Raw genomic sequence first — 20,007 nt, forward strand, 5'->3', positions numbered from 1 at the left:
CCATCATGTCACAAGCAACACTCGAAACTGATCGCATTAGCCGGGTTCTCAAGTCAAGCACGTGGCTCAATCTCCTCCTCGCCGCACAGTTGATCGCCGGGTTGGTGTACGCATATTTCACAGGAGATATGGGGAGCCGGTGGACCCATTTCGTCCTTCCATTTATTTGGTTCACCGCCTCAGTCTGGGTGATCTGGCACACTCGACCTGTAACGAAACGTCGAGTGTATCGTATTGGTGCCGCACTTGTCGTTGCTCTATATCTCATCGTGATGTTTTATTTTTCAGGATTACTTGGACCGAGCACCTCTCATTTCGGGCAGCTCACTGGACCAAGCGGCTTCGGAATAACGTGGGGTCGATCTTTGGGATGGAGTCCGGTCTTCGTCTATACAGGTGACCTGATCACGGTCTCGCTCATTCCTTACCAAGCGGTTGGCCTGTTCGCGCTGGCGTATCTCGTCTATGATGCATTGCTTGATTTCTCGCAGTCGGCAGTCGGAGGAATAGTCGGGATTGTGGCGTGCCCTGCCTGCGTTAGCCCGTTGTTTGCCGTACTACTTGCAGGCGGACTGAGTGGTTCTTCAACGATGTTATTGCTTGGTGCGTATGGCTACGAAATTGCGACCGTTCTGTTCCTCATGACAATTGGAATCCTCTACCATCGTCAGGCACTCACGAGGCAGTATCACCAGTTCCGAGGGAACTGATCCATCTCGTTCGTGGTCAGCAATACCCGAGCCTCCCTCGCCGCCTGAACCGTGGTTATTGTCTGGATCGCCGCAATGAGGTGAACAGTCTCGACGGATCCCCTTTGCTCTCACCATTCCTCTGATCCTTTCGAATTCGGCAGGTATGAACGATCCCGTCAGTAGAAAACGTTTAGATGGCGTTATAGACGTTCTTGAACGCTCTCCTGTTTGAGTTCACTCCCACGAAGATAACCCCGAACCCACCGTATGACTACTTGAGGCGAAAAACAATGACCAACCGAAACCTCGGACGATGGCTGCTCGTGGTGCTCGCGATTGTCGGACTCGCGTTTGCCGCCCCGGTAGTTAGCGCACACGGTGACGAACCGATCCAGGGGAACGAGACGGCAGCTGAAGGGACGCCAGCCGATGGTAGTGCAGCAGACTGGGCGGCCTGGATGGAAGGTCACATGACCGACTACATGGGCCCGAATGCCGTTGACGAGATGGAAGCGCACATGGGCGTGACCGTCGACGAGATGGCCCAAGATATGGCGGACGACAATCACACCGCGACGGGGATGAACGGACAGGGGTACGGCTGCTAACGATCCCTGTTCGGATCCTCGTCTGACACGATAGATATTCGACTTACTGACTCAACGATCACAATGACACACTACACCAACACTCTCGGGCGGACGACTCGTCGAATCGCAATACTAGCGGTTCCGCTGTTGATTGTAGCAACGGGCACCGCAGCGGCTCACGGTGGTGGAGGCTACGGCGGCGGTATGATGGGTAGCGGCGGTTGGGGGGTCTTCAGCGGTGGAATGGGCCTCTGGAGCTTCCTTTGGATGGGGCTCCTAATCGTCGTCCCGCTCTATCTCGTCTACTCACTCCTCAACAGAGATTCTGAGAGGAGTGATAGTCGGCCGCTTTCGGTTCTTCGTGAGCGTTACGCTCGCGGTGAACTCTCCGATGAAGAGTTCGAACGTCGACGAAAGCAACTCGAGTAGTGCCCATGACCGAAATAGAAGGAGCATCGTCGAGAAAAAATTCTCGTCTGCCAGTTGGGGCGACGGGAGCTTAAGTGCGTAAACAGGATACAGTATTACATGAGTTACACAATACAAACCAAGATTGATGGAGAGTTCGACGATGTCGTCGACGCAACGAATGCCGCGCTCAAAGACGAGGGATTCGGTGTTCTCTGTGACATCGACATTCAGGCGACGCTCAAGGAGAAACTCGGTGAGGAGTTCCGCCAGTATCGCATCCTCGGTGCGTGCAATCCTCCGCTGGCATACGAAGGGTTGAGTGTAGAAACTGAACTCGGTGCGCTCTTGCCCTGTAACGTCATCGTCTACGAGAACGATGACGGCGTCATCGTGGTGAGTGCGGTCGACCCGGAACAGTTAGTCGGGATCGCTGATAACGACGCGCTTGACTCCGTCGCGACCGAGGTCAGCGAACGATTCGACCGCGTACTGGCAGCCGTAACTGACGAGTTCGGATCCGCATCGGAGGCCTGATCTCTGATGGCATCATCGGATCAACTGGATACGACGACGATACTGCTCATCGTCCTCGGAGCGTTCATCCTCCTTCCCTTGCTCACAATGGGTATGGGGTTCGGTGGGATGATGGGATACGGAGGAATGATGGGCCAGTACGGTACCACAGGTGGTTGGTGGCCCCTCATCGGGATGCTCGTCCCGGTCATCTTCCTCCTTGCGCTTCTGGGCGGTGGATATCTCATCTTCCGGCGGATGAGCGAGACACAGACGTCTCATAATCCCGCGATGGAAGAGTTACGTCTGGCGTACGCTCGTGGCGATCTCACGGACGAAGAGTTCGAAGCCCGACGAGAAAAGCTCGAACAATCAGAGTGACCACTACCCAAACCGCGTTTCACCCGTTTGAACACCTGCGGATCGACTCGAGGGTATCGAAACCAACCGTTCGGCAGCATCGTTCCGTTACATCGAAATGGTGTGCTCGATTCAGCATATGGTTATGAGTAGTAATGGGAACAAACGACAAGTTCGGAGTGAGTCACGTCCGAAGTCTTCGCACCAGTATCGCGCGTAGCTACCCACCGAAGAATGATCCAGACAACATGACACATCACAGCCGACGTCAATTCTTAGGCATTGTCGGTGCCAGCGCAGTCGCCAGCACCGGCTTTGCTCAGTCAGCGAACGCACAGGAGACGCCCATCGTGGAGATGGGAAACAATTACTTCGACCCAATCGGCCTACGTGTTGATCCCGGGACAACCGTTCAATTTGAACTCGCAGCGGGGGCACATTCCGCTACGGCGTACGCAGATCGTATTCCGGAGGGCGCTTCCGCCTTCGATAGTGGGACGATCTCAGACGGGAGCTTCGAATATACGTTCGAAACGCCAGGGACGTATGATTACTACTGCATCCCGCACAAGTCGATTGGGATGGTCGGACGGATCGTAGTTGGCAGTCCTGGCGGACCGGCAGAGGAGGATTCAATCCCGGATGGAGAGGTCCCATCGAGTGAGGCGATTGTTGACCAGGGTACAGTCGCCTACGGCTCAAGCAGCGATGGAAGCGGGAATACTGGGGGTGGAATGATGGGACGAGGTGGTTCTGGAATGATGAGTGGCCGCAACGGAGGTGGAGTTGGAGGGCTACCAGCTGTTGGTGGCGTACTCGGAATGCTGGGCGTTCTCGGTGGCGGGCTCTACTGGCTTGGAAACCAAAAATCTCCTCAATCGACTACCGACGACTCAGCCAGAAAAACGCTCCAGAACCGCTATGCCAGGGGCGAAATTGACGAGGAGGAGTATAGACGTCGCCGTGAGCGATTAGATGCTACTGATGAGGACATCTCCAACTGATTGCCACCGTGAGAGGGTGAACTCACCGGGGTCAAGTGATTCGGGGATTAGAGAATACCGCCCTCACCGATACCTTTGATTTCAGAACGATCCCGTGACTTGTTTTGTTCCATTTATGACTGATTTCTCTTGTGATCAACTCGCCTGTGTGGCTCGGTAGTAAACACCAATTGCGAGCACGGCTACGAGGAGAAGATATCCAGTAGCCCACACCAACGAGAGAGCCGTAGACTGAGTTGTTGAACTAGTCGTCCATGCCGGATGGGGTTTGGCCCGTAGTCGATCCCGACGGTGCCGACCCTGCGGCAAACTTGTAAACGGCGACGAGTCCCCAAATCACCAAGCCGAGCAGGATGATGCCCGCCCTAATGTCGATGGGGACCACTGCAGCGTGTTCGATTGCTCCCTCGCTATCGACTGGGTGCCCGGCTCCCAGTAGCATGTCGAGCAGGCCGATCACGACGACGCCCAAGACAACCAAGCCACCGCCGACGTACATGGCGATTTGGTCTGCCGTTGATAAGTCACTCATTGGTAGTCACCCGAGGAGTTTCCGTAATCGCGTGTTCTCGAACAGTTCCATCTCACGCAGGCGGTTATCGACTGCCAGGACGCCGCCCGCTCCGAGTGCCACAATGGTTCCGAAGACCATGATCCCAAGTAGTTCACCCGTGACCATACCGTTGGCCCAGCCGCCACCGTAGCCGTTGATGAAGTAGAAGAACAGCATCATGAAGGCACCAAAGAAGGCGGCGGTCCTCGTGAGGACACCGAGTATCAGCCCGAAACCGATGGCGGTTTGCCCAAGCGGTACCGCCACGTTGACGAACGCCAACAGGATGCCGTCGCTGAACGGCGTGACGAAGGGGGCGAGAATCGTGCCCTGAGCGGCTCCGCCGACGAACCAGCTGGCGTCGAAGGGCCACGCCCAGATCTTGTCAAGGCCGGCGTGGAGCATCCACCACCCGGCGGTCAGCCGAAGCAGCAGGATCCAATACGACAACCAGGCTCCTGAGACCGAGAACGACGTCTCAGTTCCGAGAAATCTCGTTCGAATGGATTGTGTTGACATGGCATACTTCACCTCACGACTGAGTTTATCAGAAGTGGTAAAAAGATTGGTGGTGGTTCGTGATCTCTAAGAGTCGGGGCTCATTGCAGGAACGCGGGTGTCAGAGGTGAGTTGGATGATCCTCAAGAAGGAATTCGGTCACCCTCAACGCACTGATTGTGTGCTGGGGCATGTAAGCAGGAGCACCGATGAAGCTGAGCCCACCGATTTCTGGATTTCGGAAAATTCTGTTTGAGGGACTGAATTCATCTACTGATCTAATCCTTTGTACTTACCGATCCTCTCAGTAGCTAACAGATTCTGAGAATTTGGCTCTGTTGAAATCCTCTTCTCCAGATACATTGTAGCGTGAATCGCGGCCTCACTACACGTACGCATTTCGCAGTATGTCACCTACCGTCTCCCGCAGAGGAATCGTGTAGCACGGGAGAGGATGTTCTACTGGGATCGCGTTGCGGCATTATTTTGTACCGGAAACAGGAACGCGTCGCTTATGGTCCCCTATATCAGCGAGGTGCTGTTCAACGAGCCACAAGGCCGTCGTATGGCACTCTTTCAGTTCGGCGTGTCGCTTACCTTCTTGTGCATGTTCGTGTACGCTTGGAGCGTCGGCGACGCTGGCGAAACCCGGTGGTTACTATTTATGGTCGTCGGAACTGCGCTGTCCGGAATCGCCGAGTCCCTCCCAGAGACCCAGCTACAGGCGGTAGGCGTACTCCGTTCCGCGGCGATCCTCGTATTGCTGTGCATCGTCGCTACTCCCTTTCTCGATCTCGAATTAATTATCTGAAGAGAACCGTCGGTCTTGTTGTTCTCTCTACTGATCCATCCGTCTTTAGTTAGGAGACGAACCGCGTGACAGTGGCGGCTTATCGAGGCTACTTTTCGGAAGGAATGAGGAGGTGTCGAGTGTGCACAACGAAACCTCCTCATCACGGATTATGCGTCGGCTCACTACACTGTTTCCCTCCGAGTTCCTCGAAGAGCACGCCGAGGAACTCGGCGTGGTCGAACGCGACCGCAAGCTCCAGATTCCCGTCTTCGTCTGGGCATTCGTGTTCGGCTTCGCCGCAGGCGAACGCCGAACACTCGCAGGGTTTCGACGCAGCTACAACTCCACAGCTGACGAGCCGATCTCACCGGGTGGGTTCTATCAGCGGTTGACGCCGACGCTCGCGGAGTACTTCCGCGACCTCGTCGAGCACGGTCTCGACGAGGTCGCTGTTCCCGACACTGTTGACGTTGACATCGACCGATTCAGTGATGTAATGATCGCTGATGGAACGGTGTTGCGGTTACACGAGTTTCTCGCTGATCAGTTCGAAGCCCGCCACGAGGAGCAGGCTGGAGCGAAGCTCCACCTGCTCCACAATGCCACTGAACAGACGATTGAACGGATCGACGTTACCGACGAGAAAGCACACGACAGCACGCTGTTCAAGACAGGGTCGTGGCTTGAGAACCGCCTCGTATTGTTCGACCTCGCGTACTTCAAGTACCGACGGTTTGCGCGGATCGACGAGAACGGCGGCTCCTTCGTGAGCCGGCTGAAACAGAACGCGAATCCGGTGATTACGGATGAATTACGGGAATGGCGCGGCCGCGCCATTCCCTTGGAGGGCAAGCAACTCCGTGATGTGCTCGACGATCTCGACCGGACGTACATCGATGTGGAAGTCGAAGTCGAGTTCAAGCGCGGGCCGTACAACGGGACGCGGTCGCTGGATACGAAGCGGTTCCGCGTCGTCGGCGTCCGCGACGAGGACGCCGACGACTACCATCTATACGTGACAAATCTGTCGCGAGAGGAGTTCTTTCCGGCGGATTTAGCGCAGATCTACCGGTGTCGGTGGGAAGTGGAGTTGCTGTTCCGTGAGTTGAAGACGCAGTACGACCTGGACGAGTTCGACACGAGCAACGAGCACGTGGTGAAGATCTTGCTGTACGCAGCGTTGCTGTCACTGCTTGTGAGCCGTGATCTGTTGGATCTGGTCACCGAGCAGGCGGATGATGAGCTCGTGTTTCCACCGGAACGCTGGGCGGCGACCTTCCGGTCGCACGCCCAGCTCATCCTCCACGAACTCGGTGAGCACCTCGGTTATTCGCCACCGCCGCTGTTGGAGCGGCTGATCGAGGACGCACAGAAGATCCACAAGCAACGACCGATCTTACAAGAGACGCTCGCTACCGCTACACAACCGAGGTGTGAGTCTTAACTAAAGACGAATGTCTACTGATCTTTCCCGACGAGCTTATTGACCATGGTAGGGACAATTCGCAGTGGTACTCTCCACCGAAGATGTCATAGAACCGTTCACAAGGAGGTTGATCTCAGAGCTGTTAATGGTGAATTGCCTGCTCAGGAGGCCTGCGAACTTATCACTGGTACCTCTGTCATTTATGTCGTATAGCAGCGCAATGCTGGATACAGACACAGAGCGACCCCAGGATATTATCATTTCAAGAATAGTTAGAATGGGGGCGAGTCGATACAACAGTATTGTTTTCCCATCTCTTGTACAAACTCGACTAATGACGGCGCAGGACTCCTCGGAGACTGAAGACCGAAAAGACGACCACCTTCAAATCGTTCAGGAGCGGGACGTCGAAACGACAGGGACGGGCTTTGACGACGTCCGACTCATCCATAACGCGCTTCCGGAACTCGATTACGACGCGATCGACCCCTCCATCGACTTTCTGGGTCACGACCTATCTGCCCCAATCTTCATCGAGAGCATGACTGGCGGGCACCAGAACACGACGGAGATTAATCGGGCGCTGGCCCGGGCCGCCAGCGAGACCGGTATCGCCATGGGTCTCGGTAGCCAGCGAGCAGGCCTCGAACTCGACGACGAACGCGTCCTTGAATCGTACACGGTCGTCCGCGATGCTGCACCCGATGCGTTCATCTACGGGAACCTCGGCGCTGCACAGCTTCGAGAGTACGACATCGAGATGGTCGAGCAGGCAGTCAAGATGATTAACGCCGACGCGCTCGCGGTCCACCTGAACTTCCTCCAGGAAGCCACTCAACCTGAAGGCGATGTCGATGGGCGGAACTGTGTAGCTGCGGTTGAACGAGTGTCCGAGGCACTCTCGGTGCCGATTATCGTCAAGGAAACGGGCAACGGAATTTCCGGGGAGACTGCCCGAGAGCTGACTGCGGCAGGCGTTGACGCGATTGACGTCGCTGGAAAAGGTGGGACGACTTGGTCCGGGATCGAGGCCTATCGCGCAGCAGCCGCGAACGCGCCGCGACAGCAACGAATCGGCACCCTGTTCCGAGAATGGGGCATCCCAACCGCTGCAAGCACGATCGAGTGTGTTGCCGAACACGACTGCGTAATTGCGAGTGGTGGTGTACGAACGGGATTGGACGTGGCAAAAGCGATTGCCCTGGGTGCCCACGCCGGCGGGTTGGCGAAACCGTTCCTGAAACCAGCTACAGACGGGCCAGACGCTGTCATCGAACGAGTCAAGGACCTGATCGCCGAGCTGCGGACAGCGATGTTCGTCACCGGCTCGGGGTCGATCGACGAGCTTCAGCAGGTGGAATACGTGTTGCACGGAGAGACGCGCGAGTACGTGGAACAACGAACCAGTAGCGAGTAATACCGAATTCTCCAGTCTCAGCAGGATAGATAGAACAACATCGGGAAAGAGAGAGCCGACTCCGATATCTGTCCAACCTGTACTGACCGCAGCGGGCACCGAAGCTATCATCCTCTAAGGATTTCAACAGAGCCGAGAATTTAACTCGAGTGGATATCAATCAATTAACTCCCACTGGTTAGTCATTCCTCCATAGACACGGTTTAAAACTCGTCGTCTCGAGAAAATACGGGCAAATAAAACAGGGTGGCGGAGGAGACGCAGTAGAACTGCACTCGGAGACCGGTCAACGTCTTCAATATCGATCCCGGCAGCGGCACGAATTGCTGCTCCCAGAACCTTGGGATTACGAGTTTCAAGAAAGTATCTCACAACTGTGGCGAAAATGTACTCCGTTTTCATCCTCTGATATAATCTATCAGGATAATTGCGTAATTGGCTTCTGTTAGCCAGCTCTGCGGCCAAGAATCCCGATTCAACGGCCTGTGAGATCCCCTTTCCGGTGAGTCGGTTTGCTATACCTGCAGCATCACCCACTCGTACGACTGAATGCTCCGGTAGATGGGTTCTGTCGGGATCAAGGCTTGGTCCCTCGGGAATGATTGCGACGTTCGTCCGTTCCTGCGACGGGACTGGCCACCCATTCCGCTCACAGGCTTCCCTCAATGCCTTCATATAATCATTAGGCCGGTCACTGACCGTCCAGCCGATACCAACGTTGGCTCGTTGCGATGTCTTCGGGAATGCCCACGAGTACCCTGTATAGTTCTCCAGAATTATCCGGCTGTTCGGGTACAACTCGGTGAAGTCCCCTTCGACATCACTGTTAAGCGCTACCATATATCCTGAATACTCGTTGGTTGTTCCGAGCGCTTTACTAGAGAGTGATGGCTGACCGGTTGCATCAACGACGAGATCATACTCATCGGTGAACTCGTGGAAATCTGTCCGTGTGATAGACTGGTTTTCGTGGATGTCAACACCCTTCTCTGAGAGTTGTTCTGCCCAGGACTGCTCAACGACATTTCGGTCCGTTATATATGTATCCGCAGCAGGAAAGGTGCCGGCTCCAGTGCGGTGGCGATCGGCGTCGATTCCGTCATACACCTCCACTTCCATCGCTGGCAGCGGGTTGAGAAAGCCGTTCTCTACAGTCGGTTCGAGTGGGATCTTCGATACCGCTGTCATCGCTTCTCCGCAATTAACGCCTTTGCTATCGTAGGACTGCCGCTCATATAGTTCGACGACGAATCCAGCGTCGTCGAATCCAGCAGCTGCTGCAAGCCCGGCCATCCCTCCACCTATTACCGCAATTTTGGACGTTCGAGTCATCGGTTTTTGCCAATCTTTGAGGCCATCGTTAAGCTCCCAACAGCATCCGAAGTGACCCACGAACGCCCATCGGGAGTCCGATCGCTCCGATGAAGAACGTCATAAGCCACCACCACGTGTGATTCATCTCCTCTTTCGCATCGGCGAGATACCACACGATGCCGACAGTCACGACGAGTTTCAGCACGAACGTCGATCCGGAGAATCCAGTCGCCTGGTACACGAGATTCGTCACGACCAGCTTTGGGGAGTAGCCGAGGAACGTCACACCGATGAGATTCTGCGCAGCGTCCCACAACTGGCCGAAAACGGCCAGCAGAATTAGCGGGTGTCGAAGGTGGGTGATATTGGCGAAACTCGTGCCCCAGTAGTAGAGTGCGGTTACGCCGAGCGCTATCCCCGTCGTCGCGACAGGAACCCATAGGCGGAGTGGGGTCGATGTCGAGAGGCCGTGCCAAACAGCCCACCAGACGGCCCCGACAGCCCACACCGACCCGACGAGCCCGACTGTTAGCGGGATAGATCCGATATTTTGGTCACGCAAGAGTGCACCGACACCGAGCGCGAGGATGGTGACAGCGGTGACGACGATGTAAATCGATGGCGTGATGAACCACACCGCGTAGTCCCCGAGCAGCCCGAGATCCTCGAGGGCGCGCATCGCCCCACCTGCGATGATGATCGGAGCGAACCCGTAGGCCAGTCGTGCGTCGAACGTGACGTCGAGTTGGTCGAGATACGCACGTAGTCCGGGGAGGCTGTATACGACTGCCGCGAGGTAGATTACCGTGTTCACCGCGTTGTAGCCCTGGACAGCACGAATCCCCTCGTGCGTGACTGGCTGACCGGCCGCATCGGCGACGACTGGTCCCCAGAGATACTGCCAGATGAACCGGTCGTAGACCAACGTCGGAAACACGAGGATGCCCCCACCGAGAAGGACGAGCGGGGCCAGCAGGTACAGCGCCCACCACTCGCGTGAGCCGGTCTCCGGAAGGACAGTCTCGACGCGGCGGGTGACAGTACTCACGACCCGTTCACCTCCAATCGCCACGTCGTGCTTTTCGAGCGCCCCCACTGTTCGAGTGAAACGATTGTGAGTTCGTCCTGGAGCTGGCTGAGGTACTGCGCGACTGCCTTGGGAGATCCGTCGAGGTCGCTGGCAATCTCGCGAGCCCGGAGGTATGTCGGTTCGCTACTGGCTGTCTCGACGAGGTACCTTCGAACCGTGTGCCGGGAAATATTCGACATTGATCTAGAGGTGACGGTTAGCGAAGAAATCCGAAGAGCTTGTAGTCGTGATCGGGGGTGTACCGCCGGAACAGGAGACTGTTCGTCAGCACCGACACCGACGAGAACGCCATTGCTGCTGCAGCGAGCACGGGCTGGAGGAGGCCGAGCGACGCTAACGGAATCATCGCCGTGTTGTAACCGAGCGCCCACACGAGGTTCTGTTTGATCTTCTGGAGTGTCGCGTCTGAGATTCGGATCGCCTTTACCACGTCGAGCGGGTCGTCTCGCATCAGCGTGACGTCTGCAGCTTCGATGGCGACGTCGGTGCCGGAGCCGATTGCTGTCCCGACGTGTGCGACCGCGAGTGCCGGAGCGTCGTTGACGCCGTCACCGACCATCATCGCCTGCCGGCCCTCGTCTTGAATACTGTCGACCGCGTTGGACTTGTCCTCAGGAAGGACTCCTGCGCGGACGTTCTTCGGGTCGATACCCACCTGTTTAGCGACCGCACGGGCAGTTCGCTCGTTGTCGCCCGTAATCATCATCACGTCAACTCCCCGCTCCTGGAGTGCTGTGACAGCCTGCTTGGAGCTTTCCTTCACTGTGTCGGCGTCGGCGACCACACCCACGAGCTCCCCCTCGTAGGCGACCAGCATCGCCGTCTTCCCCTCGTTCTCGAGGCGTTCCATCGTCTCCTCAGCGGGAGAGGGGTCGATCCCGTTGTCCCGCAGCAGCTTGCGGTTGCCGACCAGCACCTCGCTGTCACCAATGACTGCTTTGATCCCGTGGCCCGGAACGTTCTCGAAGTCGTCAGGCTCAGTCACGTCCAGGCCGCGTTCTTCGGCCCCTTCGACGATTGCACGGGCGAGCGGGTGTTCGCTGCCGCTTTCAGCTATCGCCGCCAGTCGAAGCACATCATCCTCTGAGAGGCGCTCACGGGTGCTGAGCTGTCCACCATCTGGGGTCGGCTCGCCACCGTCAGTCACCACATTTCCATCGCTATCAAAGACGACCACGTCGGTGAGTTCCATTTCACCCTCCGTGAGGGTGCCCGTCTTGTCGAAGACGACCGTGTCGACGTCTTTTGCGCGTTCGAGGATGTCACCGCCCTTGAACAGGACGCCGTTCTGGGCACCAATCGTCGTCCCGACCATCGTCGCTGCGGGCGTCGCCAGCCCCAGCGCACAGGGACAGGCGATGAGGATCGAGGACGCGAAGACAATTATCGCGAACTCGAAGACTGAAACGGTCCCACCGACCGGGGCCGGGCCGCCAGCAACCTGACCCCACAGCGGGAGCCAGTCGACGAAGCCAGCGAGAGCCTCGGGGAACAGGAACCAGACGACACCCCAGAGAAGGGCGTTCGCGATGACCGCAGGCACGAAGTACGCGGAGATGCGGTCGGCGAGATTCTGGATGTCGGGCTGGCGCGACTGGGCCTCCTTGACTGTCTGGACGATCTGTTGGAGGGCCGTGTCTTCTCCAACCTTCGTCGCCTCCACGACAAGGACGCCGTTCTCGTTAATCGTCGAGCCGACGACCTCATCGCCCTCCTCTTTCTCGACAGGCACAGATTCGCCAGTGACCATTGACTCGTCGACGGCAGACTGACCGTCGACAACGACACCGTCTGTGGGAATCTTCTCACCTGGACGAATTTTCATCCGGTCACCAGTTGTGACCTCTTCAAGCGGAACTTCTTCTTCACTGCCGTCCTCGCGGACAATGGTCGCCGTTTCGGCTTCCATTTCGAGGAGCTTTCGGAGGGCCTCACCCGCTTGGCCCTTCGACCGAGCTTCGAGATAGTTACCCAACGTGATGAACACGAGGATGAGGGCTGCCGTGTCGAAATAAAGTCCACCTGCAATGAGTTCAGCAAGGACTGCCACAGAGTATAGATAGGCCGTTGTTGAACCGATCGCAATCAGCACGTCCATATTGGCGCGGCCGTTCTTCACGATCGCCTTGTACGAGTTCTTATAGAACGGCCAGCCGAGGATCGCCTGTACCGGCGTGGCGAGGAGGAACTCAACCCAGCCAAGTTCCACACCGAAGACGGCTTCAGGGACGATCGCGCCACCGAGCAGATAATTGTCGATGAGGAAGAAGAGCAACGGTGCCGATAACACTGCCCCAAAGAGGGTCAACCTGAGTTGTTTCCGAGTTTCGGCTTGACGGGCGGCATCTCGTGCGTCCTGGCCCGACTCTTCGTCGGCACCATCTTCGCGGACGGGCGAGTAGCCAGCCTCCTCGATAGCATCGTACAGCGCACCAATAGATACTTCCGCAGGATTGTAGGTGACCTGTGCTTCGTCGGTTGCGTAATTGACCTCCGCATTAACGACGCCCGGAATATTTTCAAGAGCGGTTTGGTTGGTCTCGGCGCAGTTGGCACAGGTCATATCGGAGATGGCAATCGTTACCGTCTCAGAGACTGCGCCGTACCCGGCCTCGTCGATCGCGTCGTAGATTTCTTTGAGCGATACCTCTTCAGGGTCGTAGGTGACGGAACCCTCGTCGGTGGCGAAGTTCGCATCCGCCTCCGATACCCCGTCGAGCGATTCGAGAGTGTCCTGGATCGTCGCCGAACAGTTGGCGCAGGACATTCCCGTGATATCAAGATGGATTGTTTGGCTTGTCATGCTTGTTCTACTATACGGGGTCTAGGTTTAGGCGATTTACTGCTTCGAGAGGCGGGGTTTCGACTGCAGGAAAATTTGGATTCCAAAGACAGCGTTACGCTCCCTCTTCGAGTCGCTGATACCGATCGTCGAACCGTGTGAGACAGGACGGACAACAGAAGTGATAGATCTCTCCGTCGATTCTCGTCGTTTCACCTTGATTATCAACGGTATTGTTACATTCAGCACAGGTGAGTGCAAATTCGACGCCATCAACGGACGGCGTCCATTCAAGCTCGTCAATTAGTGTGACGGTGTAATCTGCTACATCGATCTCGTTAAAGAGTCCATCTACCCACTGACGTACGTTCTGGGCTTCAACACGGGCATAGAACCAAAGATCTCCTTCGGAGGTCGTGAAGACGTGTTCAACGCCATCTGACTCTCGAGCCCGCTCGCGGGCGGCCTCCAACGACGCTGAGCCGATTTCGGCCTGAATAAATACCGGTACACCAGCTCGGAGATGAGCCCGGTTGACGTCAATCGTGAAGTTGTTAATGATGCCAGCTTCCTGTAATCGCTTTACCCGGTCAGAAACGGCTGGCCCCGACAAGTCGACCTCCTCGCCAATATCGCTGAACGGGCGGCGGGCGTCATCAGCGAGTAACGAGAGGATTTCTAAGTCGGTTTCATCCAAATTGCGCATACGACCGCTTCGTCTCGCAGGATACATTATTGTTGCCCACAACACACCTTCGAAATCGGTGATCTAGGGCTGCGACAACATTGGATTCTAAGCAGAAAACCACATAGAATACTCGCCCCTATCTACGAATGGATATGACTCAGACAATCACCGTCGAAGGAATGACCTGTGAACATTGCGAGCAGACCGTCGAAGAGGCACTCGAAGAAGTTGAGGGGGTTACGTCCGCTACTGCGGATCGTGACTCAGAATCCGCGACGGTCGAGGGGTCCGCTGAACGGGATGAGCTTGTGACTGTGGTCGAAGACGCTGGATACGATGCCTCTGCGTAACAAATCCCGATTCTCGTCGAATCGGATTCGGAGAGGGATTGATACGACTGCCAATCCCAGGTGTAGATACTATGACTGATACACTTCCGTTCGATGCCGTCCGCGAGCTCGACGTCGACGGGACGACGTACAAGATGGCCGATCTTCGAGCACTCGAAGAGCAGGGGCTCTGTGACCTCGACACGCTCCCTGTGAGCATCCGTATTCTGCTTGAGTCGGTGCTCCGGAACGCCGACGGCGAAACTGTTACTGCAGCGGATGTCAAGAATGCTGCTGGCTGGAAGCCAGACGTACCGGACGCAGAGGTTCCGTTCTCTCCATCACGAGTCGTCCTACAGGATCTCACTGGCGTGCCCGCAGTTGTCGACCTGGCGGCCCTTCGATCCGAAGTCGACCGCAAAGATCGGGACCCGACCCTGGTCGAACCAGAGATCCCTATTGATCTCGTAATCGACCACAGCGTCCAAGTCGACTACTTCGACTCCGAGGACGCCTACGAGAAGAACGTCGAACTGGAGTACGAGCGCAACGCCGAACGGTATCGCGCGATCAAGTGGGCGCAGAACGCCTTCGAGAACTTCAACGTCGTCCCGCCGGGGACCGGCATCGTCCACCAGGTGAATCTCGAGCATCTGGGCCGGGTCGTCCACGCCCGCGAGCGAGACGGTGAGAAATGGCTCCTGCCGGACACACTCGTCGGCACGGACAGCCACACCCCAATGATCGGTGGCATCGGTGTGGTCGGCTGGGGCGTCGGCGGCATTGAAGCGGAAGCGGCAATGCTCGGTCAGCCGGTCACGATGAAACTTCCCGAGGTCGTCGGCGTCCGCCTCGAAGGCGAATTACCCGAGGGCGCGACGGCGACGGATCTCGTGCTCCACATCACCGAACGGCTCCGCGAGGTCGGCGTCGTCGACCGGTTCGTCGAGTTCTTCGGTCCTGGTGTGGAGAATCTCACAGTCCCCGACCGGGCCACGATCGCCAATATGGCGCCCGAACAGGGCTCGACGATCAGTATGTTCCCGGTCGACGAGCAGACGCTCGAGTATCTCGAACTCACCGGGCGTGACCCCGCCCACATCGACCTTGTTCGCGAGTACCTCGAAGCGCAAGGGCTATTCGGAGAACAGGAACCGGAATACACCGAGGTCGTCGAGTTCGATCTTTCGACTGTTGAGCCGAGTCTCGCCGGACACAAGCGGCCACAGGACCGGATTCCGATGGGGGACGTGAAACAGAGCTTCCGGGGACTTCTCCACGGGGAGTTCGAAGACGACCTCGATGATGTCGACGAAGACGCCCTACAGCGGTGGCTCGGCGAAGGTGGTGCAGCTGGTGCGGAGACCGACGGCGGTGTTCAGGTCGAACCCGAATCGGAACTGCACCCGTTAACCAAACGCGTCGAGGTCGACCTCGACGGTGAGACAGTGGAAATTGGACACGGAGACGTCCTCGTCAGCGCCATCACGAGCTGTACGAACACTTCGAACCCGTCGGTGATGATCGCTGCTGGTCTGCTTGCCCAGAACGCCGTCGAGAAAGGTTTAGATGTCCCGCCGTACGTCAAGACGAGTCTCGCACCCGGCAGTCGTGTCGTCACGCAGTACCTCGAGGAATCGGGCCTGCTTCCGTATCTCGAAGAGCTCGGGTACGCGGTCGTCGGCTACGGCTGTACCACTTGTATCGGGAACGCCGGACCACTTCCTGATCCCATCGAGCAAGCGATCGACGACCACGACCTCTGGACGACGAGCGTTCTCTCCGGGAATCGGAACTTCGAGGCGCGTATTCACCCGAAGATCCGCGCGAACTACCTCGCGAGCCCGCCGCTCGTCGTCGCCTACGGCCTCGCAGGGCGGATGGACGTCGACCTCGAGAACGAGCCGCTAGGCACCGACGAGGAGGGGGAATCGGTGTATCTGGCGGACATCTGGCCCGACGCAGCGGACGTGCAGGCAGCAATCCACGAGAACGTCTCTCCTGAGATGTTCGAGGAGAAGTATGCCTCTGTGTTCGAGGGTGACGAGCGGTGGGCTGCTCTCGACGCGCCCACTGGTGACGTCTACGAGTGGGACGACGACTCGACATACATCCGAGAGCCGCCGTTCTTCCAGGACTTCCCCCTCGAAAAACCCGGCGTCGCCGATATTGAGGATGCACGCTGCCTGCTGACACTCGGCGATACCGTTACGACCGACCACATCAGCCCTGCTGGCCCCTTCGGATCTGACCTCCCTGCCGGCCAGTGGCTGCTCGATCACGGCGTTGAGCCGCACGAGTTCAACACCTACGGCGCGCGCCGGGGCAACCACGAGGTGATGATGCGGGGAACGTTCGCCAACGTCCGCATCGAGAACGAGATGCTCGACGATGTCGAGGGTGGCTATACGATCCACCACCCAACCGACGAGCAGACGACCGTGTTCGAAGCCAGCCAGCGCTACCGCGAGGAGGGAGTCCCGCTCGTCGTGATGGCGGGCGAAGAGTTCGGTACCGGCTCCAGCCGGGACTGGGCGGCGAAAGGAACGGACCTACTCGGTGTTCGCGCAACCATCGCCGAGAGTTACGAGCGCATCTACCGCGACAACCTCGTCGGCATGGGTGTGCTCCCCCTGCAGTTTGATGATGGCGACTCGTGGGAATCTCTCGGTCTGGATGGGTCGGAAATCTTCACGATCCACGGCCTCGATGACGGGCTCGACGTGATGGACGAACTGACCGTTATCGCCGAGCGTGCGGACGGGTCGACTGTCGAGTTCCCGGTCACAGCACAGGTCGGCACGCCGGCCGCCGTGACCTATATCGAACACGGCGGCATCCTCCACTACGTCCTTAGACGGCTCCTCACGCAATAATCTCTCTCAACTGACTCTATTTCTGGAATCATGAGCAACACGAATAACATCGAGTCAGCAAATTAGCGTTTCAATCGTGCGTAGACTCTGTTCGGATGATGCCCGCCACGTTATCCATCTGAGCTGAAACGTGTGCACTCTCACCAGCAACATGCGTAATTAAATCGTCCAGAGTGATCATCCCGATAACGCTCCCGTCTTCAACAACCGGGACGTGTCGAGCACCCGCTTCGTTCATTTGTCTCAGGACTTTTGGAATCTCAGCATCTGCTGGCACAGTAAGTGGGTCACGCGTCATCACGTCAGCAGCTCGTACGTCGTCTCCACTCGTCTCGGCTGTGAGCACACTTAACTCGCTTTCCTCGGTGAGCAGGTTAGCAATCAGGTCTCGATCGGTGATGATACCAGAGATCTGATCGGATTCTTCGACGACCACGTACCTGGCACACCGCGATTGGGAGATCATCGTGTGAGCGATCTCGGCAACCGTGGCGTCAGGCGTGACACGGGCGACCGACTCATCAGCAATACGACCAATGTCCATCCGGAGGTCAGTTGGTCTGGTACCCATGCTAATCAGTACGACTCATAACAGGAAATAGCTTAGCATCAGCTGGTCGTCATAGAAATCCTCCACTCTTCAACCCTGAGAGACGACAATCTCCAAACTTTGTGAAGTTACAAAAAGTGTTACCAGCTACGCCACTATCCAAGAGCACTGGTTTTTATAATCTAGTCTCAATAAGTCAAGAGAAATGTACGATACGGTTTTGCTCTCAACTGACGGGACAGTTGCTTCTGAGGAGGCTGAATCCCATGCTATCGCGCTAGCAGAGGCCCATTCTGCCGAGCTTCATGTTCTGTATGTAGTCGATGAGGACGTCGTAACAGCATACAGCGGTGACGAGTACGTTGATGAAGCCGAGGGCCCAGAACATGGCCTCGAAGAACTTGGAACGGAAACAATCGCAGACATCCAATATAAAGCGAAGGAGGTCGGTGTCAATGTTGTCAAAGCAATTGAGCACGGCCGACCGGCTGAGACGATTGTACGGTATGCTGATGTCGAAGATGTGGATCTACTTGTACTTGGAACGAAACACCGGACGGAAGAATACCGGGCCTTGCTCGGAAGCGTGACCGACCGCGTCCTTCGATTGACGACCCGCCCAGCGACCGTCGTGAAGACGGAAGTCGACGAATAGGGGAAGAACAGTCAGTAACGGCCACCGTCAGGCGTGAGTCGGGCGCGCCGGCGTTCGAACTCCTCGTCGTCGATTTCGCCGCGAGCGTACCGTTCCTGGAGGACAGCGAGTGCGCTATCCTCGGTGGGGCCGTCCGATGGCGACCGCGTTGTCAGCCAGTAGACGATGTAGACGGGAAGGGCGATCAGAAGTGCCATCCACAGCAAACCGATCAACATCATCCCCCAGCTCCATATTCCCCACCCGGCCATGTGACCATCATTCCACATCCCGTCATGCCAGTCCCACATCACTGTATCTGGAACAGCAGCGTGCGTCAGAGTCATTCCAATGATGACGGCTAGCGTCAGTGCTCCGATGACGATGAGTCCCAGAGAACGAATCCCGCGTGCTTGAATTGGATTTTGCATTATTGTACTCCTGAAGAGAGTTCGGCGTGGTTAGCCGAGGATGTATTCGAGGGCGGGGTAGCGCTCGACGAGCGCTTCGCCGCCGATCTCGTACTGTTCGATGTACTGGTCGAGGCCCAGGATGCGGCCCGCAGCGAACGCGGCGACCGCGAGGAACACGAGCATGTACGCGAAGTCCCCGTTGATGAACCCGTGGCCCATGTCCCAGTTGCCGAAGTAGAACATGAGCATCATGAGCGCGCCGAAGAACGCCGCGAGGCGAACGAACGCGCCGACGAGCAGGCCGAGGCCGATGAACAGCTCGCCCCACGGGACGGCGATGTTCGCGAACTCGACGAACCACGGCGTACTACCCATCCACGCGAACAGGCCCGCGAGCGGATTCCCGTTCGTCGCCGCGACGTTCGACAGGTAACCGCCCGCGGCGAACTCGCCGGTGATCTTCGTGAACCCGGAGTACGCGAACGCGTAGCCCATCATGAGACGGAGCGCGAGCACGAACCACGCACTGAGACTGTGAACTTTCCCGCCGACGGTCAGACCGCCGACTCTGCTCTCGAGCTGATTCATGCCGGAGTCGAGTGTGGACATAGTTATTGCACCTTCAACTATCAGTACGGAGGCAGAGACGATATAACGGCGAGCCGGCGTTCTGAGTCAGAAAATCGGCGGGCTATATTACGCTCCTGTCGCGAGTAGAGACGTGTGACCGAGGAGTCCGACCCGTCGGAAATCTTCGCTACACTCGACGACGAGTACGCTCGCGACATCCTCGTGGCGACGAAGACCGACCGACTGTCTGCGAAGGAACTCAGCGATGAATGTGACATGTCACGCCCGACCGTCTCGCGCCGTGTCACCCGCCTCGTCGAGCAGGGCCTCCTCGAAGAGTATACGCACGTCGACCCCGGAGGACGGCACTACAGCGAGTACGAGGCTCGTCTCGAACGTATTGAAGTCCTCCTCCAGGCAGAGGGCTTCGATGTCCAGATCGACATCCAGCCTGACCCCGCCGACCGGATTACGACCATCTTCGAGGAAATGCGGGGAGACTGA

At 57.2% G+C, this 20,007-nt stretch carries 23 protein-coding genes; 13 read left to right on the forward strand and 10 right to left on the reverse strand.

The genetic code is table 11. The features are described 5' to 3' along the window. Window positions 1-5 precede the first annotated feature (5 nt). The 6 genes from CPZ01_RS15290 (at window position 6) to CPZ01_RS14515 (ending at window position 3,570) form a co-directional block, all read left to right on the forward strand. Window positions 6-710, forward strand: coding sequence for a DUF7546 family protein (locus CPZ01_RS15290; RefSeq protein ID WP_123624180.1), 705 nt, complete (start codon window positions 6-8; stop codon window positions 708-710). A gap of 272 nt (window positions 711-982) precedes the next feature. Next, window positions 983-1,300, forward strand: a complete 318-nt coding sequence (locus tag CPZ01_RS14495) for a hypothetical protein (RefSeq protein WP_004048656.1) — start codon at window positions 983-985, stop codon at window positions 1,298-1,300. 63 nt (window positions 1,301-1,363) lie between these two features. Beyond that, a complete protein-coding gene (locus CPZ01_RS14500) occupies window positions 1,364-1,711 on the forward strand; it encodes an SHOCT domain-containing protein (RefSeq protein ID WP_049986201.1) in 348 nt (115 codons plus the stop codon). Window positions 1,712-1,810: 99 nt separating this feature from the next. Further along, window positions 1,811-2,227 carry a DUF302 domain-containing protein gene (locus CPZ01_RS14505; RefSeq protein WP_004048654.1) on the forward strand — a complete coding sequence of 139 codons (417 nt, stop codon included), beginning with the start codon at window positions 1,811-1,813 and terminating at the stop codon, window positions 2,225-2,227. A gap of 6 nt (window positions 2,228-2,233) precedes the next feature. Continuing rightward, complete coding sequence (locus tag CPZ01_RS14510; protein ID WP_049983674.1) at window positions 2,234-2,587, forward strand: SHOCT domain-containing protein; 354 nt, start codon at window positions 2,234-2,236, stop codon at window positions 2,585-2,587. Window positions 2,588-2,721: 134 nt separating this feature from the next. Then, window positions 2,722-3,570 carry a plastocyanin/azurin family copper-binding protein gene (locus tag CPZ01_RS14515; protein WP_227262414.1) on the forward strand — a complete coding sequence of 283 codons (849 nt, stop codon included), beginning with the start codon at window positions 2,722-2,724 and terminating at the stop codon, window positions 3,568-3,570. 244 nt (window positions 3,571-3,814) lie between these two features. On the opposite strand, the gene CPZ01_RS14520 is transcribed toward CPZ01_RS14515, so the two are convergent. Both CPZ01_RS14520 and CPZ01_RS14525 read right to left on the reverse strand, forming a co-directional pair. Further along, the gene (locus tag CPZ01_RS14520; RefSeq protein ID WP_004594603.1) at window positions 3,815-4,102 is read right to left on the reverse strand and encodes a hypothetical protein; all 288 of its coding nucleotides are present in this window, start codon (window positions 4,100-4,102) and stop codon (window positions 3,815-3,817) included. A 6-nt stretch (window positions 4,103-4,108) separates the two neighbouring features. Further along, window positions 4,109-4,654 carry a DoxX family protein gene (locus CPZ01_RS14525; RefSeq protein WP_231554252.1) on the reverse strand — a complete coding sequence of 182 codons (546 nt, stop codon included), beginning with the start codon at window positions 4,652-4,654 and terminating at the stop codon, window positions 4,109-4,111. Window positions 4,655-5,135: 481 nt separating this feature from the next. Here CPZ01_RS14525 and CPZ01_RS14530 point away from each other — a divergent pair, with 481 nt between their 5' ends. The 3 genes from CPZ01_RS14530 (at window position 5,136) to fni (ending at window position 8,257) form a co-directional block, all read left to right on the forward strand. After that, window positions 5,136-5,432, forward strand: coding sequence for a hypothetical protein (locus CPZ01_RS14530; RefSeq protein ID WP_049986203.1), 297 nt, complete (start codon window positions 5,136-5,138; stop codon window positions 5,430-5,432). A gap of 151 nt (window positions 5,433-5,583) precedes the next feature. Beyond that, entirely contained in the window at window positions 5,584-6,858 is a 1,275-nt protein-coding gene (locus CPZ01_RS14535) for an IS4-like element ISH8B family transposase (RefSeq protein ID WP_010890432.1), read from the forward strand. A 316-nt stretch (window positions 6,859-7,174) separates the two neighbouring features. Beyond that, window positions 7,175-8,257 (forward strand): type 2 isopentenyl-diphosphate Delta-isomerase, encoded by a 1,083-nt coding sequence (fni, locus tag CPZ01_RS14540; protein WP_049986204.1) that lies wholly within the window; start codon window positions 7,175-7,177, stop codon window positions 8,255-8,257. A 156-nt stretch (window positions 8,258-8,413) separates the two neighbouring features. On the opposite strand, the gene CPZ01_RS14545 is transcribed toward fni, so the two are convergent. The 5 genes from CPZ01_RS14545 to CPZ01_RS14565 form a co-directional block, all read right to left on the reverse strand. Then, complete coding sequence (locus CPZ01_RS14545; RefSeq protein WP_231554253.1) at window positions 8,414-9,550, reverse strand: NAD(P)/FAD-dependent oxidoreductase; 1,137 nt, start codon at window positions 9,548-9,550, stop codon at window positions 8,414-8,416. 67 nt (window positions 9,551-9,617) lie between these two features. Further along, entirely contained in the window at window positions 9,618-10,619 is a 1,002-nt protein-coding gene (locus CPZ01_RS14550) for a DUF63 family protein (protein WP_050050397.1), read from the reverse strand. Beyond that, the gene (locus CPZ01_RS15800; RefSeq protein WP_004594599.1) at window positions 10,616-10,840 is read right to left on the reverse strand and encodes a DUF7123 family protein; all 225 of its coding nucleotides are present in this window, start codon (window positions 10,838-10,840) and stop codon (window positions 10,616-10,618) included. Before CPZ01_RS15800 ends, CPZ01_RS14550 begins: the two co-directional genes overlap by 4 nt. A gap of 17 nt (window positions 10,841-10,857) precedes the next feature. Next, window positions 10,858-13,464, reverse strand: coding sequence for a heavy metal translocating P-type ATPase (locus CPZ01_RS14560; RefSeq protein ID WP_004594598.1), 2,607 nt, complete (start codon window positions 13,462-13,464; stop codon window positions 10,858-10,860). A gap of 94 nt (window positions 13,465-13,558) precedes the next feature. Next, window positions 13,559-14,149 (reverse strand): AsnC family transcriptional regulator, encoded by a 591-nt coding sequence (locus tag CPZ01_RS14565; RefSeq protein ID WP_049986206.1) that lies wholly within the window; start codon window positions 14,147-14,149, stop codon window positions 13,559-13,561. Between the two features lie 134 nt (window positions 14,150-14,283). Here CPZ01_RS14565 and CPZ01_RS14570 point away from each other — a divergent pair, with 134 nt between their 5' ends. Next, window positions 14,284-14,481, forward strand: a complete 198-nt coding sequence (locus tag CPZ01_RS14570; protein WP_049938510.1) for a heavy-metal-associated domain-containing protein — start codon at window positions 14,284-14,286, stop codon at window positions 14,479-14,481. Window positions 14,482-14,552: 71 nt separating this feature from the next. Further along, the gene (acnA, locus tag CPZ01_RS14575; RefSeq protein WP_049986207.1) at window positions 14,553-17,336 is read left to right on the forward strand and encodes an aconitate hydratase AcnA; all 2,784 of its coding nucleotides are present in this window, start codon (window positions 14,553-14,555) and stop codon (window positions 17,334-17,336) included. A 70-nt stretch (window positions 17,337-17,406) separates the two neighbouring features. On the opposite strand, the gene CPZ01_RS14580 is transcribed toward acnA, so the two are convergent. Further along, the gene (locus tag CPZ01_RS14580) at window positions 17,407-17,907 is read right to left on the reverse strand and encodes a CBS domain-containing protein (protein WP_004594590.1); all 501 of its coding nucleotides are present in this window, start codon (window positions 17,905-17,907) and stop codon (window positions 17,407-17,409) included. A gap of 184 nt (window positions 17,908-18,091) precedes the next feature. Here CPZ01_RS14580 and CPZ01_RS14585 point away from each other — a divergent pair, with 184 nt between their 5' ends. Continuing rightward, on the forward strand, window positions 18,092-18,541 hold the full coding sequence (locus CPZ01_RS14585) for a universal stress protein (protein ID WP_049986208.1): 450 nt from the start codon (window positions 18,092-18,094) through the stop codon (window positions 18,539-18,541). A gap of 11 nt (window positions 18,542-18,552) precedes the next feature. On the opposite strand, the gene CPZ01_RS14590 is transcribed toward CPZ01_RS14585, so the two are convergent. Further along, window positions 18,553-18,951 (reverse strand): SHOCT domain-containing protein, encoded by a 399-nt coding sequence (locus CPZ01_RS14590; RefSeq protein WP_049986209.1) that lies wholly within the window; start codon window positions 18,949-18,951, stop codon window positions 18,553-18,555. A 30-nt stretch (window positions 18,952-18,981) separates the two neighbouring features. After that, on the reverse strand, window positions 18,982-19,542 hold the full coding sequence (locus CPZ01_RS14595; RefSeq protein WP_096396447.1) for a DoxX family protein: 561 nt from the start codon (window positions 19,540-19,542) through the stop codon (window positions 18,982-18,984). 114 nt (window positions 19,543-19,656) lie between these two features. On the opposite strand from CPZ01_RS14595, the gene CPZ01_RS14600 reads away from it, so the two are divergent. Beyond that, the gene (locus CPZ01_RS14600; RefSeq protein WP_096396448.1) at window positions 19,657-20,007 is read left to right on the forward strand and encodes an ArsR/SmtB family transcription factor; all 351 of its coding nucleotides are present in this window, start codon (window positions 19,657-19,659) and stop codon (window positions 20,005-20,007) included.

Origin of the sequence: Halorubrum trapanicum, assembly GCF_002355655.1 — an archaeon.
Lineage (GTDB): Archaea > Halobacteriota > Halobacteria > Halobacteriales > Haloferacaceae > Halorubrum > Halorubrum trapanicum_A.

Coding starts and splice junctions, on each gene's coding strand:
- CPZ01_RS15290 (WP_123624180.1), top strand. CDS start 6: ATGTCACAAGCAACACTCGAAACTGATCGCATTAGCCGGGTTCTCAAG.
- CPZ01_RS14495 (WP_004048656.1), top strand. CDS start 983: ATGACCAACCGAAACCTCGGACGATGGCTGCTCGTGGTGCTCGCGATT.
- CPZ01_RS14500 (WP_049986201.1), top strand. CDS start 1,364: ATGACACACTACACCAACACTCTCGGGCGGACGACTCGTCGAATCGCA.
- CPZ01_RS14505 (WP_004048654.1), top strand. CDS start 1,811: ATGAGTTACACAATACAAACCAAGATTGATGGAGAGTTCGACGATGTC.
- CPZ01_RS14510 (WP_049983674.1), top strand. CDS start 2,234: ATGGCATCATCGGATCAACTGGATACGACGACGATACTGCTCATCGTC.
- CPZ01_RS14515 (WP_227262414.1), top strand. CDS start 2,722: ATGGGAACAAACGACAAGTTCGGAGTGAGTCACGTCCGAAGTCTTCGC.
- CPZ01_RS14520 (WP_004594603.1), bottom strand. CDS start 4,102: ATGAGTGACTTATCAACGGCAGACCAAATCGCCATGTACGTCGGCGGT.
- CPZ01_RS14530 (WP_049986203.1), top strand. CDS start 5,136: ATGGTCCCCTATATCAGCGAGGTGCTGTTCAACGAGCCACAAGGCCGT.
- CPZ01_RS14535 (WP_010890432.1), top strand. CDS start 5,584: ATGCGTCGGCTCACTACACTGTTTCCCTCCGAGTTCCTCGAAGAGCAC.
- fni (WP_049986204.1), top strand. CDS start 7,175: ATGACGGCGCAGGACTCCTCGGAGACTGAAGACCGAAAAGACGACCAC.
- CPZ01_RS14545 (WP_231554253.1), bottom strand. CDS start 9,550: ATGGCCGGGCTTGCAGCAGCTGCTGGATTCGACGACGCTGGATTCGTC.
- CPZ01_RS15800 (WP_004594599.1), bottom strand. CDS start 10,840: ATGTCGAATATTTCCCGGCACACGGTTCGAAGGTACCTCGTCGAGACA.
- CPZ01_RS14560 (WP_004594598.1), bottom strand. CDS start 13,464: ATGACAAGCCAAACAATCCATCTTGATATCACGGGAATGTCCTGCGCC.
- CPZ01_RS14565 (WP_049986206.1), bottom strand. CDS start 14,149: ATGCGCAATTTGGATGAAACCGACTTAGAAATCCTCTCGTTACTCGCT.
- CPZ01_RS14570 (WP_049938510.1), top strand. CDS start 14,284: ATGACTCAGACAATCACCGTCGAAGGAATGACCTGTGAACATTGCGAG.
- acnA (WP_049986207.1), top strand. CDS start 14,553: ATGACTGATACACTTCCGTTCGATGCCGTCCGCGAGCTCGACGTCGAC.
- CPZ01_RS14580 (WP_004594590.1), bottom strand. CDS start 17,907: ATGGGTACCAGACCAACTGACCTCCGGATGGACATTGGTCGTATTGCT.
- CPZ01_RS14585 (WP_049986208.1), top strand. CDS start 18,092: ATGTACGATACGGTTTTGCTCTCAACTGACGGGACAGTTGCTTCTGAG.
- CPZ01_RS14590 (WP_049986209.1), bottom strand. CDS start 18,951: ATGCAAAATCCAATTCAAGCACGCGGGATTCGTTCTCTGGGACTCATC.
- CPZ01_RS14595 (WP_096396447.1), bottom strand. CDS start 19,542: ATGTCCACACTCGACTCCGGCATGAATCAGCTCGAGAGCAGAGTCGGC.